This window comes from Armatimonadota bacterium, from assembly GCA_036504095.1.
Taxonomy (GTDB): Bacteria; Armatimonadota; DTGP01; order JAKQQT01; family JAKQQT01; genus DASXUL01.
This window is the reverse complement of sequence record DASXVS010000073.1, coordinates 1-16,471: the sequence shown is the minus strand read 5'-3', so window position 1 is coordinate 16,471 and position 16,471 is coordinate 1. Positions and strand designations below refer to the sequence as shown.

Sequence of the window (16,471 nt, the reverse complement as noted above, 5' to 3'; positions counted from 1 at the left end):
TGCGGCTGCTCACGGTATTTCTTCTTCAGCATGGAAACCTCTCAAGCGCGAACGTCACTATCTACATTTTACGTCGCGCTCGAACCTGGCATCCATGGTAACCAAAATATTCAAAACACACGCGTTGTGACCCAGCCTGATCACCCCATTTCCCCATCACCCCATTTCCCCATCACCCCATTTCCCCATCACCCCATTTCCAATTTCCTCATTTCCCCTCCCCGATCGAGAGTCCGTCGTACGCGAGGGCGAATCCCTTCGGGAGCTCCGCGCTGGTCACTGCGTGGTCCATTTCATGCCCGATGTGGGTGAAATAGGTCATTCTCGGGCCGATGCGCCTGGCCGCCTCAATCGCTTCGCTCAGCGAAAAGTGGGTTGGATGAGGCCGCTGCCGCAGAGCCCCCAGGACCAGGGTGTCGACCCCCCGCAGCAGTTCCTCGGATTCGGCGGGTATGCCGCTGCAGTCCGTCACATAGGCGAAATCCCGTACACGAAAACCGAGGATCGGCAGCGAACCGTGCATGACCGGGATAGGGGTGACCGTTTCGCCGAAGAGCTCGAATGGACCGTTCACGGTATGGATCGCGATGTTAGGGCGAAACGTGCCCGACGTGTGCGTGCCGTCGAAGATGTACGGAAAGACGCTGCGGACGTAGTCCGCGGTCCGCTTGCTGGCGTAAAGCGGCATGGTTCCGCCGTGGAGTGTGAAGAAACGAACGTCATCCAGTCCGTAGATATGATCGGCATGCTCGTGCGTTACGAGAACGGCGTCGAGGCGCCGCACCTTTTCCCGAAGCACCTGAAGCCGAAACTCCGGCCCGGTGTCCACCACCACGTTTCGACCGCCCCAGCGGAGAAGGACAGACGCGCGGTCTCTCCGGTTGCGGGGATCATCCGACCGGCAAACCGCGCATTCACATGAAATAACCGGCACGCCGGAAGACGTTCCGGAGCCCAGAAAAGTGACCGTCATCGCGCGCGGCCACTCGGCCCCGGAATCCCCCGCCGCCATTCAGAACCCCACTTGCGAAAGCGCGATCGAGCGTTCGCCTTCACCCAGCGTGCGTTTGTGAGACCGGCTCACGTACACTTCCGCCGCGCCGTTCTCCAGGAAGAGCCCCTGAACGCGCTCCGAATCGGCCGGTGGCGCCTTGATGGCGACCAGCGTCTGCTGGCCGGAACGGACGCGACCGACCAGCTTGCGCGCGGTCTCGTTCGGTATCCCAACGTTGGTGAGTGATCCCACCAGGCCGCCGGCGGCAACCCCGAGGGCCGCGCCGCCGATGGCTTCGGCCAGTGGTCCGGCGGCTACGATGGGGCCGAATTCCGCCAGCTCGCCTTCCTGGATCGCGTACAGGTCCGCGGTCGGCGCCTGCCCATGCTCCATCGGAGCGGTCCGCGCCTGGTTGCTGATGGGGATATCGAGCAGGCTTCCGGAACCGCCGAAAGCGTTTTCGCCCTGCTCTTTCATCGCAACGGACACGTCGGCGAGGGGGTACTTGGCCTCTTCGAGGTCGAATACGGCTCGGCGCGCGTCCGCGCTATCTGCAAACATACCGACAATTGTGATTAGCATGGTCGTTCAGCAATCGGCAGGCCGCGCCTTTTGATTCGCGGAACAACCTACCTCGTTCCGCGCCGCGATTCTTCTAAAGCCTGCTGAGGTACTCTATCAGCAGGGCAACGCCATATCCGGTGCCGCCACGGGCAAGCCAGGCCTTTTCGGTGTCGTCAAACGCCGGCCCGGCGATGTCAATATGCGCAAACGGCGTTGACTCAACGAATTCCGCGAGGAACAGCGCGGCGGTGATGCTGCCGCCCCATCGATCGCCCGCGTTCGTCATATCGGCGATGCCGCTGTCGAATTTCGACCTGTACGCCTTGTACATCGGCAGGCGCCACGCGGGTTCCGTTGCGGCGTCGCCGGCCGCAACAAGTGCGTTGGCCAGCGCGTCATCGGCGGAAAACACACCGGAAATATCGCCGCCAAGCGAGATGACGCACGCTCCCGTGAGCGTGGCAAGATCGACGATCGCCTTCGGCTTGAATTCGCGCTCTCCGTAGACCAGCCCGTCCGCCAGAACCAGGCGGCCTTCCGCGTCCGTGTTCACGATCTCAACCGTCTTCCCGTTTCCGAACGTCAGCACGTCCGAAGGACGGTACGCGTCTCCGCCGGGCATGTTTTCGGCCGCGGGGATGATACCCACAACGTTGACCGGTAGTTTCAACCGCGCAGCGGCCACTAGGGCGCCGATGACCGCCGCGCCGCCCGCCATGTCATCTTTCATATGATGCATGTCCGCGCCCGGCTTCAGGGAGATGCCGCCGGAATCGAAGCAAAGCCCTTTGCCAACGAGCACGATCGGCGCTTCACCGGGGTTCGGCGTGTGTTTGAGAACCGTGAAGGACGGCGCGTTTCGCGAACCGCGGCCCACCGCGAGACACCCGACCATCCCCAGCGCTTCCATCTCCGCCACGCTGAAGGTCCTGGCGTCCAGCCCGCAGGCGCCGGCAAGCTCCACCGCGCGGCGGGCCAGCTCGGCGGGAGGAAGATCCGCAGCCGGGCAGTTCACGAGTCTGCGCGCTTCGTTGGATGCCTCCGCCACGATGCGCGCGCGCTCGACGGCTTCTGCCGCGCCCGGCGCTCGGGATACGATGGTGAGGGTCTCGAATGGGATCGGGCGTTCCGTGCTCTTGCGGTCGCCGGAATCGAACGATCCGAGGACCGCGGCCTCCGCGATAACGGCGGCGCCCGCGGCGCCATCGTCTTCGGGCGCGAGCACCGTGGCCGCGGAAACGTTGCGGTCCGCAAGGTACCGCACGGCGGATCCGGCGGCGCGCTTCAGACGGATGAGGGTATGGTCCTTCGCATCGCCGAGGCCTACCACGATGACCCGGCGGTTCGCCTCGAACAGCGGAGTGATATCGTTGGCCTTTCGGCGAACGAAACCGGCATTGAAGGCGGAGGATACGGACTCGCCAAAGAGGGAAAGGTCCGGCTCAACATCGGCAAATGCAAACAGTACAACGGTGTCGGCGGTGGCCGGCAAGGTCGTCGCAACGGGAACGGTCATGTTTGTGTTCTCGGTTAGGGCGCCGCATATTAGGCGGCACAAAATGGTGGCGCCTGAAATCGCGTCACGGAAGAATCATAGAATGCGCGCGCGGCAGAGTTCAATTGATCGCTCGCAAGCGTGCACGCCGGCACATCCGGCGCACGCCCGTCGAATCAACCCCGCCGACGCCGGTATAATGGAAGTAGCATGCACGAACTAATCCTCCAATCGGACCTCAAAGACATCTATTCCCGGGTTCTCGCCGGCCAACGGCTGACCCTGGACGACGGCGTTCGCCTGTACGAAAGCCCTCACCTGGCATACGTCGGGCATATGGCCAATCTCGTCCGCGAGCGAATGAACGGCGACAAGGCGTACTACGTCCGCAACCAGCACATCAACTACACGAACATTTGCCAGAAGGACTGCAAGTTCTGCTCGTTCTACGCGAAAAAGGGTGGCCCCGACCCGTATGTCCTGTCTCCGGACGACATCGCGGATCGCGTTCGCCGCTATATTGATCTTCCCGTCACCGAGATCCACGTCGTCGGCGGAATACACCCTCGGCTCCCCTACTCGTATTACCTGGATTTGCTGAGCGCCATTCGGCAGGTCCGCCCGGACGTCCATATCAAGGCCTGGACCATGGTGGAACTTGCCCAGATACACAAGGTCGGACCGTTCGAAACACTCGAGGAAACCCTCACGGATCTCCAGCGCCACGGCCTGGCCTCCTGCCCCGGCGGCGGCGCCGAGGTGTCGAGCGAACGGGTTCACCAGGAACTGTTCGGCAAGAAACTTGACAGCGCGGAATGGCTGGATATCGCCCGGACGGCCCATCGGTCCGGATTGCGCAGCAATGCAACGATGCTCTATGGCCACATCGAGACCTATGCCGAACGCGTGGAGCACATGATTCGCCTTCGCGATTTGCAGGACGAGACCGGGGGCTTCCTGACTTTCATCCCGCTGGCGATGGATCCCACCAACACCGAACTCGCGGACATCAAACGGGACAGCGGGATCGACGATCTGCGCAACATCGCCGTGGCGCGGCTCATGCTGGACAATTTTCCCCATATCAAGGCGTTCTGGATAATGATCACGCCGCCCGTCGCGCAAACCAGCCTGTGGTATGGCGCGGACGACATGGACGGCACCATTATGGAGTACGAAATCACGCACGTCGGCGTTGACGCGAAGGACCACAGGCAGGGCCTTTCGCAAAAACAGATGATCCGCCTCATTGAATCCGCCGGCCGCGAACCCGTCGAGCGCGACACACTTTACAACCGTCTCGGCGACGACGGCAAACTTCTCGCGGGGGCTGCGGCCGGTGTGCAATAGCAGCGGGAGAAGCCGGGTCCGCGCATGAGGAACCGCCGTTACATCGCGCTCCTGGGTTGTCTTGGCGCCCTGTCCGTCGCGCCGCCGCGCGTTGATGCGGGGCCGCTGATTGCGGTGCCGCTGACGCAGGTTGCCGGCGACCGCGATGCCGCATTCCTTGTGGACGTCCGCGTGGGGCCGCTCCGGAATCTCCATTTCCTAGTGGATACCGCCGCCACCCGGAGCGCCATCACGCCCGCGGTGCGGAACGCCCTGGGCCTGAAGAGTATCGAAGCCGCTTCGGAAGTCGTAACCGGCGCGGGCGGTAATATCACGGCCCAGCGGTTTATCCTGCCCGCGTTGGCCGTGGGGGACGCGGTTCAGTACGATCTCCGCGTTCTCGTGCTCGACCTCGGGTCCGAGGATAACTGGATGTCCACGAAACTCGACGGCATCCTGGGCCTGGATTTCCTGCGCAACTACGATGTAAGGTTCAATGCGTCGGCGGGAACCCTGGAGCTGAGCTCGCTCTCCGGGCGCCCCGCCCTCCCGCCGGACGTGCAGAAATACGCGAGGATCCCGTTCAGGCTCGCATCCGTTGGGTTCATGATCGTGCCCATCCTTGTGAATGATCGCCTGCTCGTCGGAGTACTAGACACCGGCGCCAGCAGGAGCGTTTTGAACAAGCGTGGCGCGGCATCCGCGGGAATCTCGCCGGCTGAAGGCGAAGCTATCGTGACCACCGGCGCGGACCGGACGCAAGTGCGCATCACCCAGCACGCCGCGCAAAAGATGGAGATCGGCAGGATTCCCTACCGGGATGAAACAGTGAGCGTGGGCGATCTCATCGTCTTCGAACAATACGGGCTCGAGTCGCTGCCTTCCGCCATCATTGGCGGAAACATGCTGAAGGATCGCGACGTTTACATCTTCTACAGCACGAATGAGGTCTTCCTTTCGCGCGAAAGAACACCCCGAAACGAGGGCGCGCGCCGTGACGCGGCGCCGGAAAGCATACGAACCAGTGACTGACACTTTGAAGAGCAAACTTGACACCGTGGAACGGAAGGTGCTGGCGGGCGAAAGGCTGTCCCGTGAAGATGCCATGGCCCTGCTGGCGTGCCCGGACCTGAACCTGCTGTCCGCCCTCGCCGACTGGAAGCGTGGACAGGTGACCGATCAGGCAATCGTCACGTATAACATCGGCCGGAACATCAACTACACCAACGTATGCTGGGTGCGCTGCAAGTTCTGCGCGTTCTACCGGACGCCCGGCCACGATGAGGGTTACGTGTTGCCCACCGAGGTCATCCTCGAAAAATGCCGGGAACTGGTGGCGGCCGGCGGCCGGGAAGTTCTCCTTCAAGGCGGGCTCCACCCGGGTTTGAAGATCGAGTGGTACGAAGATCTGCTCCGGGCGATGAAGGCGGCGTATCCCGTCGATATCCACGGATTCAGCAGCACCGAGATCAACTACATCGCCCACGTCAGCCGCCTCAGCCTTGAGGAAACTCTCCGAAGGCTGCGCGACGCCGGCCTGGACAGCATCCCCGGCGCCGCCGAGATGATCGTGGACGATGTCCGCGATGCCATCGCGCCTTACAAGGAAAAGTCCCAGCGCTGGGTCGAACTGATGCGCACGGCCCATCGCCTCGGGATCCCGACCAGCGCCACCATGATGTTCGGCACGGTGGACGACGACGCGATGCGCGTCGAGCACCTGATGCTGATTCGCGCGCTCCAGGACGAAACGGGCGGCTTCAAAGCGTTCATCCCGTGGTCGTTCCAGCCCGATGGAACCGATCTGCAGGCCGAACTTGGCCCGGATTGGCAGCCGGCCACCTCATTCGACTACCTCAAATTGGTGGCCACGGCGCGGCTGGTACTGGACAACATCCCGCACGTGCAGGCCAGCTGGGTCACGCAGGGCCCGCGCATTGCGCAGATAGCCCTCAAGTTCGGCGTGGACGATTTCGGTAGCACGATGATGGAGGAAAACGTGGTCTCCAGCGCCGGCACGTCGTTCCTGATGCCCATCAGCGAGATTCAGAGGCATATCCGCGACGCCGGCTACCGTCCGCAGCTTCGCGACACACAATACCGCTACCTGCCGGACCCGCCGGCCGAATCCGTGAGTCGCGACCCGCAGCTCCTGCAAATCGGCGTTCCGGTGTGAGGAAACCACAGAGACCCGGACGCCGAGGCTCCGAACGATTGGTGTCCGATTCCACCCCTGCGGCTTTGTGATGTTGCGGCGGATGCTCCTGTGTCAGCGGTGGTCCGCCGGCGCGCCGCGCTCGATTGCCCCCCGCCACCGCGCCATACCGCCGACCATGTTACACACACGATCGAAACCGTTCTGACGCAGGTATCCCGTTGCCGCCCGGCTGCGCACACCGTGTTCGCACACCACGATCCAGTCCGTCTCGCGGTCGATGAACTCGAGTTCATCCGGGAGCGTGTCAATGGGCGCCTGCATCGCTCCGGGGATGTGGTATGCGGCGAATTCGGGGTGGGTGCGAACGTCCAGCACGCGAAATCGCGCTCCCTCCCGGAAAGCCCGCTCGACTTCCTCCGGCGAAGCATCCAGTCTGTCTTTCCACGGAAGCTCATTCACGGAAACCATTGACTCCTTTGCCGCGTATGCCAAAATGATAGTACCACACCGCGCCACAAACCTGGCGCCAATGTATATACACCGGAGGGTACTATGGAATCCGATGAGAACACCGAAGTAGCGCAGGACGCGAGCGTCCACGCAAACAATGCGCCGCCCGAGCCTGCCGCGGACGAAGGGGTTTCGACCGACGAAGGCGCGCCGCAAATGCCGCCGATCGATGTATATGGCCTTTTGAAGACGACTGTCAGCCTGTTGTCCAACGGCGCCTGGGCCTGGATGGGGCTCACTCCAAGCCCGTTCACAGGAGAGATGGACCGCGATCTCGACCAGGCGAAGGTCGCTATCGATTCGGTTACCTATCTCGTCGCGCAGATCGAGTCGCACCTGGATGATGAGTCGCGCAGAGAAATGCAGAACGTGGTGTCGATGCTGCGCGTCAATTATGTACAGCAGTTGTCAAACCGGTAGAACGATTTGGGGGTACGCATGAAACGAGGACGCAGCATAGCGCTTTTCCTCCTGGGGGCCATGGTCGCCTTTGTGGCCGTGCAGGTCTTCCAGGGCCACGAGGGGAAATATGTCGTCATGGCTCAGGGACGCCTGCAGCCCGATGAGGAAACCACGATCAGCGTGGTGAAGAAAATGGACCCCACCGTGGTGTCCATCATGGTTCAGGGCACCGTTGAAACGAATGACTGGTTCAACCCTGTGCAGCAGTTCCAGGGCCAGGGGTCCGGTGTCATCGTTCGCTCCGACGGCTTTATCCTGACGAACAAACACGTGGTCTCCATGCCGGACGGACGCACCTCTCCCACCGTGACTGTCACCATCCCGGGAAAGAAGCCGATGGAAGGCCAGGTTCGAGGCGCCGATCCGCGGTCGGATCTGGCGATCGTGAAGATCAACGAGAAAAACCTGCCCGTCGCGCCGTTGGGTAATTCCGATGAGCTGCAGGTCGGCCAGAGGACCATCGCTATCGGAAACCCGCTCGGATTGACGCGAAGTGTCACATCAGGAATCGTGAGCGCGCTCGGCCGCAGCATCCAGGGTGAACAGGGGCCTCTTGAAGGGCTGATCCAGACGGACGCCGCCATCAACCCCGGGAACTCCGGCGGAGCGCTGGTGGATAGCACCGGGCGGCTCATCGGCATCAACACCGCCATCGCCAGTGTCCGGGGCAGCCAGGGCAACGTGGGCATCGGCTTCGCCGTTCCCGTGAATACCGCACGCGCGATCCTCGACGATATCGCCAAGACCGGCCACATCCGCCTGCCGTGGATCGGAGTGGACTATGGCGATATCTCCCCCTCCGCCGTCCAGTGGTACAACCTGCCCCAGGGCGTCGTGCTCCGCGCGCCGTACCCCGGCGGGCCGGCGGCAAAGGCGGGCCTTCAGAGAAACGACATTGTCGTGAAAGTGGATGGCGCGCGCGTGGGAACGGTGAGCGAACTCCAGACGGCGCTTCACGCGAAGAATATCGGCGACAGCGTCGAGTTCACGGTGTTCCGCGACGGAGAAACGCTGACCGTGAAACTGAAGCTGGCGGAACGGCCGACCGAGTTGGCCGTATAGGGCCGTCCACACCTTCAATGCGGCGCCGGGGGGCACCCTCCCCGGCGCCGTCCATCCGAATAACGCTGGCATCCCGGTAGCGCCGGATTGCTTAATGGAACGCGATGAGAACGCATTCCCACAGCACCACGCCCAGATAGATGAGGTTGGCGCTGTTGATCAGGCGGCGCGCTGACTCGGGCTTGATCGCGTAAATGCGCTCGCAGGCAAGGATCACAGCGCCCACCAGCGCGAACTTGAACAGTGTGTAGCCGCTCAGGCCGAAACGGACCATAACGTGGTAGCCCACCGGGTTGATCTCGCGGCCGCCATGCTGGAAGATGAGCGCGGTCAGGCCGAGGTCGAAAAGGTTCAGGAGCGCGAAACCGCCGTATTCGTCACTCATCTTCACGGATGCGTTGGGCGCGTCCGGGCTAGGCATCGGCTGGAGACAGGCCGTCGGGCCCTGATCCGACACCGGTCCCTTGCTGATTTTTGTTCTTCTGTCCGATGTCTTCACGGGTGCTCCCCAGAATCGCCCAACCAACCATCGTGATCGCGGCCATGGCCGCGAACGCTCCCTTGTAACCGCCCCATGGGACGATGAATCCCCCGAGGAACGGCGCCAGCGTGTTCGATGCGCTCAACACCACGCCAAGCGCTGCCTGTCCGGATGCGCGAAGCGTGCCGGGCAGGTGGTGATTCATGAACGCCACCGTTCCCACAAGTGCAAGCCCGTACGTAACGCTGTGAAGCGCCTGGGACACATACGCCCACTCAGGCGTCGGCATGAACGCCAGGATCGCCAGGCGTATCGGCATGGCCCCGAAGGCGACCATCAGGAGCCGCCGCTCGCCCCACCGTCCCGCCATTCTGCCCGCCAGCAGGATGAACGGCGTCTCGGCTATGGCGCTCACCACAAACGCCATGCTGATGATCTCGTGACCCGCGCCCATCTGCTGCAACAGCAAACTCAGGAAGGCCGAAACGCTCTGCAGGCCCGTCCAGAACAGCAGCACGGCCAGGAGAAACCGCCCGACTCCCGGCGCTCGCACAACAGTCGTCAACGCTGCGATCGGACCGATGCTCAGCCGCTTCCGCGCGGGCGCGGATCGGGCGATCAGTATCGAGCCTGCCGCCGCGAAATTGCACCCGGCTACGACCAGAAACATCGGCGTTGCCCACTCCGCCGCGTGCAACGGCCGCGTGTCCGTCATCAGCGCCACCCGCGCTGACAACAAAAGCGACGAAAACCACCCTACGCTCCCGGCAAGGCGCACGCGGCCGAAGAGCGTGGCCATCCGCGTCCCCGACACCCAGTCTCCAACGAGCGCCTGGACCAGCGCATCCGCCGAACGGAAGCAGGCGCTTTGCACAAGCGTCAGCCCCAGAACCACCCAGAACGAATGGCTCAGCCCGTACGCCAGCATGGTTAGGCCGCCGGTGCCCATCAGGCCGACCACGAATCGGCGGCGTTTCCCGCCCCGGTCCGAAAGATACCCGAGCGGCGCCTGCGCGATCAGGCCGCCCAGCCCAAGCGCTGTCAGAAGCGTGTGGATCTCGTGCTGGGAACACCCCAGCGATCTCCAGTACAGCGGAAGGTAGGGATATGCGATCGCCAGGCCGGCGAGGCTCCAGAAATAATAACCGGCGACGGCCAGCGGCGTACCGCGGTCATGCTCGGGGCTTTGTGCGTCAGGTATATATGCCATTGTTGTCGCCATAATGGGTCCGCTGTTTCGCAACCAGGCAAGAGTGGGTACCATGAGTATGAAAGAACGGCCGTATCGAGTAAACGCACTGCGCTCGGCCGTGAGGGATTTGTAGGATGAATATCAGAGCTATAGCCTTCGGGCTTCTATTCTGCATTGGCGCGAGTATCGTGCCGGTTGCCGCTCTCGCTAACGAGCAGAAGGCAAAGAACACGGCCATCGGCGTCACTGCCATCTCGGCGTACCTGTTGAGCCAGAAGAAGAGCCGCAATGCCGGCATCGTGGGCGCAGCGGGTTCCGTGTACCTTTGGAAGAAGTATGACGATTCCAAGAAGGCGCGCCGCAAGCGTGCGCTGGCCCAGCAGGTGCGGTACCGGCGCCATGCGGCATATGCCAACTCGCGTTCCGCGTCTCAGCGTCGCTATGCCGTGAGGCAGAGATCGAACAGGGCAAAGGCTGCTCGCGCCGCTTGGGCGCGCTGATCCGGCCGACGGTGTATAGAGGGGGCGGGGCTGATGCTCCGCCCCCTCTCCGCGTGTGTGCTCCCGGCGTTGCGAAATCGTATGGCGCGATCCTATATCCGATTTTGGCCGCTATGACCCGAACGTAGTTTTACCTCGAAGCAACGTGTGGTAGTCTATTCGTATAGGAGCGGCCACAACGGATTGAGCCGGCCGTACAGGAGGAACATGATGAAAAGCAGGGTTATTGCCTTTGGGCTTCTTTTCTGCATCAGCGCAAGTGTAGTGCCGGTTGCAGCCTTCGCCGGTGAAAACGAGGCGAAGAACGCGGCTATCGGGGCGACCGCCGTTTCGGCGTACCTGTTGAGTCACCGGAAATCCCGTGACGCGGGCATTGCGGGGGCGGCGGGCTCCGTTTACCTTTGGAAGAAATACCACGATTCCCGGACTTCGCGCCGCAGTCGGGAATTGGCCCGGGAACGCCGTGCCAGACGGCAGGCGGCCTATTATCGGTCCAGGTATCGGGCGCAGCGTCGGTACTCCGCAAGGCTCCGACGGGCGAACAGTCATTACTACCGAGTCGCTCGTTCGCGCTGATCGAGGACCTGCGGTAGAAGAGAGGGGGCGGGGCTTAGGCTCCGCCCCCTCTCTGCGTTTGGCGCCGTCCGCACAAACGCGGCCACTCCGCCGCCCGACCAACGGCACGCCCAACCCGGAACCGCGCGTTCCTGACCCCGGCAGTCGGTGGGCATCTAAGCCGCTTCGCGCGGGCGGCTCTTATCCGCGGTGTAAAGTTGCTAAGCCTTTTGTTCGATAGATGGTATGAGTACTTATGAGCAATCGCGTCTCCAACGAACCAATACTGTCCGATGCTTCCGACGTCATCACGGACCTGGCGCTCGCAATCAACCAGGGATTGGGCGTTCAAGACGTTCAACAGTTGGTTGTAGAGAAGGCCGTGGCGGCGCTGAGGGGCTCGTCCGCATCGGTGATGCTGCCCGGCGACGGGCCGGGATCGATGCAGCTGGTTGCCACCACCCGCCCGGAAGGAACGTCCGGGGCCGTACCGCCGGAGAGTCCCGTTGCGGAGTGGGTCGTGGCCAACGACGAACCGATGCTGCTCCTGGGTAGGTCCGGTCCGCTTGCCCACCTGCTGCACCGGGAGGATATTCGCGACGCCGTGTGCGTTCCGCTACGATATGCCGGCCGCGCCATCGGCGCCCTTAGCGTCAGCAATTCGGACGCGCGCGCGCCGTTCGACGAGGGCGATGTGGCGCTGCTGACGTCGATCGGGCACCTGGCTGCCGTGGCGCTGCAAAACACGATGCTTTATGACGAGGCATGCGAGCACCGGGAGCGGTTGCAGGCGGTGTTGCATCAATTGTGGAACGCGCAGGAAAACGAGCGCAAGAGAGTGGCCGCGGACCTGCACGATGGGCCGGCGCAGGGGCTTTTCAACCTGGTCTTTCGTGTCCAGACGGCGCGCAGGCAGATTGAGACTGACCCTTCGCACGCAATTCCGGCGCTGGATCAGGCCGAGGAGACCGCTCGCGAAACGCTGATCCAGTTGAGGGCCGTGATGGCGGGCCTCAGGCCGATGTCGCTGGACGATCTCGGCCTCGTTCCGGCGCTGCGCAACGAATGCGCCGCCGTGACGGCGCGCGGCCGTGTAAACGTGGAGGTGACGGTCACCGGGGAACCCCGCCGGCTTAGCAGCAGCCTGGAAACCGGTCTCTACCACATTACGAGGGAAGCGCTGATCAACGTGGAGCGGCACTCCGGGTCCGCGAGGGCGCGAATGGAAATGCATTTTACACAGAAGGCCCTGACCATTACCGTGGAGGATTGGGGCAAGGGATTTGGCGCCGATATCGCCCGCTCTGCCCGGAACGCCGGGCGGATCGGGTTGGCCGCGATGCGCGAACGCGCCGATGCGCACGGGATTACTCTGGCGACAATTTCGGAATCGGGCAAGGGCACGCTCACAACACTGCGATGTCCGCTCACAAAATCAGGCAAGGGATCATAGAGACCCCGAAAAGGTGATCAGGCGGGAGCTGGGCGGCGCTGTGGATCTGGCAGCCGCGGCGAGCGCCAAAAGGAGAACGGGACCTTGAGCAACGCGACAGATATAACCATTGTACTGGCGGATGACCACGCGCTGTTGCGCGAGGGTCTGGCCAACATGTTGGAGACGGAGCCGGGTTTCAGCGTAGTCGGTCAGGCCGGCAACGGCCAGGAAGCCGCCGAACTGGTGGCGGCGCTGCAGCCGAATGTCCTGCTGATGGACGTCAAGATGCCGCAGATGGATGGGCTGGCCGCAACCAGGCACATCAAGGCGCGACACAAAGACCAGCGCATCCTGCTGTTCACAATGTTCGACAACGATCAGTACCTCTTCGACGCGATCAGCGCCGGAGTGGACGGGTATCTCTTGAAGGACGTCAGCCGCGAAGCGCTCTGCGATGCGATTCGTCGCGTTTCAAACGGTGAGTGCCTGCTGGATTCGTGCCTCACGCGCCGCCTCTTTGAGGAGTTCACGACGCTGCGCGAGCGCGCGGCCACCGCTCCCCCACCCCATGGCCTCAGCGGCCGCGAAGTGGAAGTCCTTCGCCTCGTTGCGGAAGGGTTGAACAACCGCGAGATAGGCGGGCGCCTGTTCGTGGAAGAGAAAACGGTCAAGACGCACCTGCACAACATCTTCGACAAGATCGGCGTTCGCGACCGCACCCAGGCGGCGCTGTACGCGCTTAGCCAGAACCTGTAGGATTTCCGTCGCCCCGTTACTGGACAACAGGCGTGCGGTCCGTCTCCTCGGACGGGCCGCACGCCTGTCTCGCTCATCGGTCGGCTATGGGTAAAGGCCGCGCATGCGGAGCGCGTCCGCCGCTCTGCCAACTCCCAATGTGAGCGCGGCCGTGCGCATATCTAGCCGCAGTTTCCTGGCGATGGTCGAAACCGTGGCGTAGGTCTCGCGCATCCGGCTGTCCAGGCTGTCATTGACCTGTTCCAGGGTCCAGAACAACTGGCTGATATCCTGCACCCACTCGAAGTAACTGACCAGCACGCCGCCCGCGTTGGCCAGGACGTCCGGCACAACCGTTATGCCTCGTTCAGCCAGCACGGTATCCGCCTCGGACGTCACCGGGCCATTCGCCCCCTCGACGATCAGCCTCGCCCGGACCCGCGCGGCGGACGTTCCGGTGATCTGGTTCTCCATCGCCGCGGGCACCAGCACGTCACAAGGGAGTGCCAGCATCTCCGGGTTGGTCATCGCCTCGCCGCCCCGAAAATCCGGTACCGACCCGCCTTTCGAATGATGCTTGATGAGCGCTGTAACGTCCAACCCCGCGGGGTTGAACACGGCGCCGGAAGAATCGGAAACCGCGATCACCTTCGCGCCCAGCGCGGCCGATGCGGCGGCGACGCTCTGCCCCACGCTGCCGAAACCCTGCACAACAACGTCGCTCCCCTTAAGGCCGCTTCCCATCTCGCCCAAGGCGCAGTCGGAGACCACTGCAATGCCGCGGCCGGTGGCTTCCCGTCGCCCCAGCGATCCGCCGAGATTCGGGTACTTGCCGGTCACGCACGAAAGCGTCGTCACCCCCTTGTTCATGCTGTACGTGTCGGCGATCCAGGCCATTTCGCGCTGGCCGGTGCCCACGTCGGGCGCCAGTATATCCTTGTTCGGCCCGAAGACGGGGGTGAGTTCCGTCGTGAACCGCCGCGTGATGCCTTCCAGCTCGCGAACGCTCAGGATATGAGGGTCGCAAACCACGCCGCCCTTTGCCCCGCCGAATGGAACGTTGATGATCGCGCACTTCCACGTCATCAGCATCGCCATCGCGCGCATATCGTGGAGGGAAACGCGCGGGTGATAGCGTACGCCCCCCTTGAATGGGCCGCGCCCGCCGTTGTGATGCACGCGGTACCCGTGAAAGATGCGGATATCGCCATCATCCATCCGCACCGGGAAATCCGTGATGAACTCCATCTCCATGGCTCCCAGCACGCGGGCCAGCCACGGTTCGAGCCCCATCACGTCCGCGGCGCGGGCCAGGCGCGCTTTGGAATCACAGAGCATCAACTCATCTTCGCCGGTGGGCATGTTGTGGTCGGCGGTGCTTGACATCACGCTTACGCTCCTTTGCTGGCATGCGATCATTCTAACCCGTTTGCATCGCCTGCGCCACTTCCTCGAGGATCGCTTCCGCCGCGGATTCGGGGTCCGCCTCGGCGGTGACCGGGCGCCCGATGCCAAGGTAGGTGGAACCGGCGCGGATTGCCTCGGCCGGCGTCATCACCCGCTTCTGGTCTCCCAATGGCGCTCCGGAGGGGCGGATACCCGGCGTCATGATCACAAAATCGGGCCCGCAAGCCTCCCGGATGCGCGCCACTTCCGGAGCGGAAGCAACGACGCCGTCGAGGCCGTTGTCCTGGGCCAGCCGCGCCATCGCCAGCACCTGTTCGTCAATCGCCCTCGCCACCCCCATCTCGCCGCGCAACACGGTCTCGTCGATGCTGCTGAGGACGGTCACCGCGATGAGAAGCGGTGGAGCGGCGCCGATGGACTGCGACCCGGCATCAGCGGCCTGCCTGGCGGCCTTGAGCATCGCGGAACCCCCCGCCGCGTGGACGTTGAACATCCAGACGCCCAGCTTCGCGGCTGCCCTGGAAGCGCCGGCCACGGTGTTCGGGATGTCGTGGTACTTTACGTCGAGGAAAACGCGCTCGGGCGGGATGCGGTCGAAAACCGCCGGGCCGTGAGCGCTAAATAGCTCCAACCCCACCTTGAACCAGCCGAAACGCGGGGCCATACGATGATACCACTCCACGGCATCGTCAAGCGTGGGGACATCGAGGGCGAGGATAAGCCTGTTGAGCGCGGCTTCGCGCTGAGTTTGGGTCACGAATTGGGGCTCCTTCTGTTTGACACCACTAGCGATTTCTCTTATAATGGAAACGTTTGCGGGCCGGGTTACAAGCCTGCGGCCCGGAGCGTCGCCGGTGTAGCTCAGGGGTAGAGCAGCTGTTTTGTAAACAGCGGGTCGTGGGTTCGAATCCTATCGCCGGCTCCAGTCCGACGGTTATCTCCGGCGGGCAACCGTACAACTGAATAAGATATGGGTCGGTGCCCGAGTGGCTAAAGGGAATGGTCTGTAAAATCATTGCGGAAGCTACGTTAGTTCGAATCTAACCCGGCCCACCAAACTGGACGTTGGAAGTTGGAGGTTAGAAGTTGGATCAGACCGGTCCAACGTCTAGCATCCAACTTCTAACCAAACTGGAAATGAGAAGTGAGACGTTGGAAGTAGGACAGCAAGTCCAACTTCTCATATCCCACTTCTCACATCCAACTGCCGCCGTAGCTCAGTGGTAGAGCACTTCTTTGGTAAAGAAGAGGTCGTGGGTCCGATTCCCACCGGCGGCTCCATGCAGGGATGACGGACTCATCGCCGGGGCGCCCGCGAGGGTACGGCCGGCCAAATGAACCCGTCATCCCTTTACCGCGCGCGACTGTAGTGCCGGGGCCAGGATGGCCGCCGGATTACGGCCCGGCAATTCACCAACGACGGTATGTCGTGAAGAGGAGAGACCCAACTCATGGCCAAGCAGGCGTTTGAGCGAACAAAGCCGCACGTGAATATCGGAACGATCGGTCACGTGGACCACGGCAAGACGACGTTGACGAGCGCAATCAGCAGCGTGTTGGCGAAGAAAGGTCTCGCCAAGAGACTGGCGTAT

The 16,471-nt window shown here is 62.8% G+C and carries 17 protein-coding genes and 3 tRNA genes; 12 read left to right on the top strand and 8 right to left on the bottom strand.

The features are described from left to right. Positions 1–208: 208 nt before the first annotated feature. The 3 genes from VGM51_17520 to VGM51_17510 form a co-directional block, all read right to left on the bottom strand. Entirely contained in the window at positions 209–973 is a 765-nt protein-coding gene (locus VGM51_17520) for an MBL fold metallo-hydrolase (protein HEY3414839.1), read from the bottom strand. A 39-nt stretch (positions 974–1,012) separates the two neighbouring features. Continuing rightward, positions 1,013–1,576, bottom strand: coding sequence for a hypothetical protein (locus VGM51_17515; GenBank protein ID HEY3414838.1), 564 nt, complete (start codon positions 1,574–1,576; stop codon positions 1,013–1,015). A gap of 73 nt (positions 1,577–1,649) precedes the next feature. After that, positions 1,650–3,074 (bottom strand): leucyl aminopeptidase, encoded by a 1,425-nt coding sequence (locus tag VGM51_17510; protein HEY3414837.1) that lies wholly within the window; start codon positions 3,072–3,074, stop codon positions 1,650–1,652. A 189-nt stretch (positions 3,075–3,263) separates the two neighbouring features. Here VGM51_17510 and mqnE point away from each other — a divergent pair, with 189 nt between their 5' ends. Genes mqnE through mqnC form a run of 3 tightly spaced genes read left to right on the top strand, consistent with a single transcriptional unit; the run spans position 3,264 to position 6,558 of the window. Further along, entirely contained in the window at positions 3,264–4,403 is a 1,140-nt protein-coding gene (gene mqnE / locus VGM51_17505; GenBank protein HEY3414836.1) for an aminofutalosine synthase MqnE, read from the top strand. Between the two features lie 24 nt (positions 4,404–4,427). Beyond that, the gene (locus VGM51_17500) at positions 4,428–5,414 is read left to right on the top strand and encodes an aspartyl protease family protein (GenBank protein ID HEY3414835.1); all 987 of its coding nucleotides are present in this window, start codon (positions 4,428–4,430) and stop codon (positions 5,412–5,414) included. Continuing rightward, positions 5,407–6,558, top strand: a complete 1,152-nt coding sequence (gene mqnC, locus VGM51_17495; GenBank protein HEY3414834.1) for a cyclic dehypoxanthinyl futalosine synthase — start codon at positions 5,407–5,409, stop codon at positions 6,556–6,558. The genes VGM51_17500 and mqnC overlap by 8 nt, the downstream gene beginning before the upstream one ends. Positions 6,559–6,651: 93 nt before the next feature. Here mqnC and VGM51_17490 read toward each other — a convergent pair whose 3' ends face one another. Further along, entirely contained in the window at positions 6,652–7,008 is a 357-nt protein-coding gene (locus VGM51_17490) for a rhodanese-like domain-containing protein (protein ID HEY3414833.1), read from the bottom strand. An 84-nt stretch (positions 7,009–7,092) separates the two neighbouring features. On the opposite strand from VGM51_17490, the gene VGM51_17485 reads away from it, so the two are divergent. Then, positions 7,093–7,470, top strand: a complete 378-nt coding sequence (locus VGM51_17485) for a DUF1844 domain-containing protein (protein ID HEY3414832.1) — start codon at positions 7,093–7,095, stop codon at positions 7,468–7,470. 18 nt (positions 7,471–7,488) lie between these two features. Beyond that, complete coding sequence (locus VGM51_17480; GenBank protein ID HEY3414831.1) at positions 7,489–8,574, top strand: trypsin-like peptidase domain-containing protein; 1,086 nt, start codon at positions 7,489–7,491, stop codon at positions 8,572–8,574. A 91-nt stretch (positions 8,575–8,665) separates the two neighbouring features. On the opposite strand, the gene VGM51_17475 is transcribed toward VGM51_17480, so the two are convergent. Beyond that, positions 8,666–8,959 (bottom strand): DUF5658 family protein, encoded by a 294-nt coding sequence (locus tag VGM51_17475; GenBank protein HEY3414830.1) that lies wholly within the window; start codon positions 8,957–8,959, stop codon positions 8,666–8,668. A 28-nt stretch (positions 8,960–8,987) separates the two neighbouring features. Beyond that, positions 8,988–10,265: an MFS transporter gene (locus VGM51_17470; protein ID HEY3414829.1), complete on the bottom strand. Its 1,278-nt coding sequence runs from the start codon at positions 10,263–10,265 to the stop codon at positions 8,988–8,990. A 116-nt stretch (positions 10,266–10,381) separates the two neighbouring features. Between VGM51_17470 and VGM51_17465 the strand changes: the two genes are divergently transcribed. The 3 genes from VGM51_17465 to VGM51_17455 all read left to right on the top strand — a co-directional run bounded on the left by VGM51_17465 (position 10,382) and on the right by VGM51_17455 (position 13,493). Beyond that, positions 10,382–10,747, top strand: coding sequence for a hypothetical protein (locus VGM51_17465; GenBank protein HEY3414828.1), 366 nt, complete (start codon positions 10,382–10,384; stop codon positions 10,745–10,747). A gap of 811 nt (positions 10,748–11,558) precedes the next feature. Then, a complete protein-coding gene (locus VGM51_17460; GenBank protein HEY3414827.1) occupies positions 11,559–12,755 on the top strand; it encodes a GAF domain-containing sensor histidine kinase in 1,197 nt (398 codons plus the stop codon). Between the two features lie 84 nt (positions 12,756–12,839). Next, positions 12,840–13,493, top strand: coding sequence for a response regulator transcription factor (locus VGM51_17455; GenBank protein ID HEY3414826.1), 654 nt, complete (start codon positions 12,840–12,842; stop codon positions 13,491–13,493). Between the two features lie 84 nt (positions 13,494–13,577). Here the strand turns inward: VGM51_17455 and VGM51_17450 are convergent, their stop codons facing one another. Further along, on the bottom strand, positions 13,578–14,810 hold the full coding sequence (locus VGM51_17450; protein ID HEY3414825.1) for a Glu/Leu/Phe/Val dehydrogenase: 1,233 nt from the start codon (positions 14,808–14,810) through the stop codon (positions 13,578–13,580). Positions 14,811–14,892: 82 nt separating this feature from the next. Then, a complete protein-coding gene (pyrF, locus tag VGM51_17445) occupies positions 14,893–15,636 on the bottom strand; it encodes an orotidine-5'-phosphate decarboxylase (protein HEY3414824.1) in 744 nt (247 codons plus the stop codon). Between the two features lie 93 nt (positions 15,637–15,729). Here pyrF and VGM51_17440 point away from each other — a divergent pair. From VGM51_17440 to VGM51_17425, 4 genes are all read left to right on the top strand, one after another. Beyond that, positions 15,730–15,804, top strand: a tRNA-Thr gene (locus tag VGM51_17440). 47 nt (positions 15,805–15,851) lie between these two features. After that, a tRNA-Tyr gene (locus VGM51_17435) sits at positions 15,852–15,935 on the top strand. A gap of 150 nt (positions 15,936–16,085) precedes the next feature. Next, positions 16,086–16,160 (top strand) — tRNA-Thr (locus VGM51_17430). A gap of 170 nt (positions 16,161–16,330) precedes the next feature. After that, positions 16,331–16,471: GTP-binding protein (locus VGM51_17425; protein HEY3414823.1), on the top strand; the 141-nt coding region annotated here is incomplete at its 3' end.

Bases quoted from the DNA above. Each gene is read 5' to 3' on its own strand.
- VGM51_17520 (HEY3414839.1), bottom strand. From the start codon at position 973: ATGACGGTCACTTTTCTGGGCTCCGGAACGTCTTCCGGCGTGCCGGTT.
- VGM51_17515 (HEY3414838.1), bottom strand. From the start codon at position 1,576: ATGCTAATCACAATTGTCGGTATGTTTGCAGATAGCGCGGACGCGCGC.
- VGM51_17510 (HEY3414837.1), bottom strand. From the start codon at position 3,074: ATGACCGTTCCCGTTGCGACGACCTTGCCGGCCACCGCCGACACCGTT.
- mqnE (HEY3414836.1), top strand. From the start codon at position 3,264: ATGCACGAACTAATCCTCCAATCGGACCTCAAAGACATCTATTCCCGG.
- VGM51_17500 (HEY3414835.1), top strand. From the start codon at position 4,428: ATGAGGAACCGCCGTTACATCGCGCTCCTGGGTTGTCTTGGCGCCCTG.
- VGM51_17490 (HEY3414833.1), bottom strand. From the start codon at position 7,008: ATGGTTTCCGTGAATGAGCTTCCGTGGAAAGACAGACTGGATGCTTCG.
- VGM51_17485 (HEY3414832.1), top strand. From the start codon at position 7,093: ATGGAATCCGATGAGAACACCGAAGTAGCGCAGGACGCGAGCGTCCAC.
- VGM51_17480 (HEY3414831.1), top strand. From the start codon at position 7,489: ATGAAACGAGGACGCAGCATAGCGCTTTTCCTCCTGGGGGCCATGGTC.
- VGM51_17475 (HEY3414830.1), bottom strand. From the start codon at position 8,959: ATGAGTGACGAATACGGCGGTTTCGCGCTCCTGAACCTTTTCGACCTC.
- VGM51_17470 (HEY3414829.1), bottom strand. From the start codon at position 10,265: ATGGCATATATACCTGACGCACAAAGCCCCGAGCATGACCGCGGTACG.
- VGM51_17465 (HEY3414828.1), top strand. From the start codon at position 10,382: ATGAATATCAGAGCTATAGCCTTCGGGCTTCTATTCTGCATTGGCGCG.
- VGM51_17460 (HEY3414827.1), top strand. From the start codon at position 11,559: ATGAGCAATCGCGTCTCCAACGAACCAATACTGTCCGATGCTTCCGAC.
- VGM51_17450 (HEY3414825.1), bottom strand. From the start codon at position 14,810: ATGCTCTGTGATTCCAAAGCGCGCCTGGCCCGCGCCGCGGACGTGATG.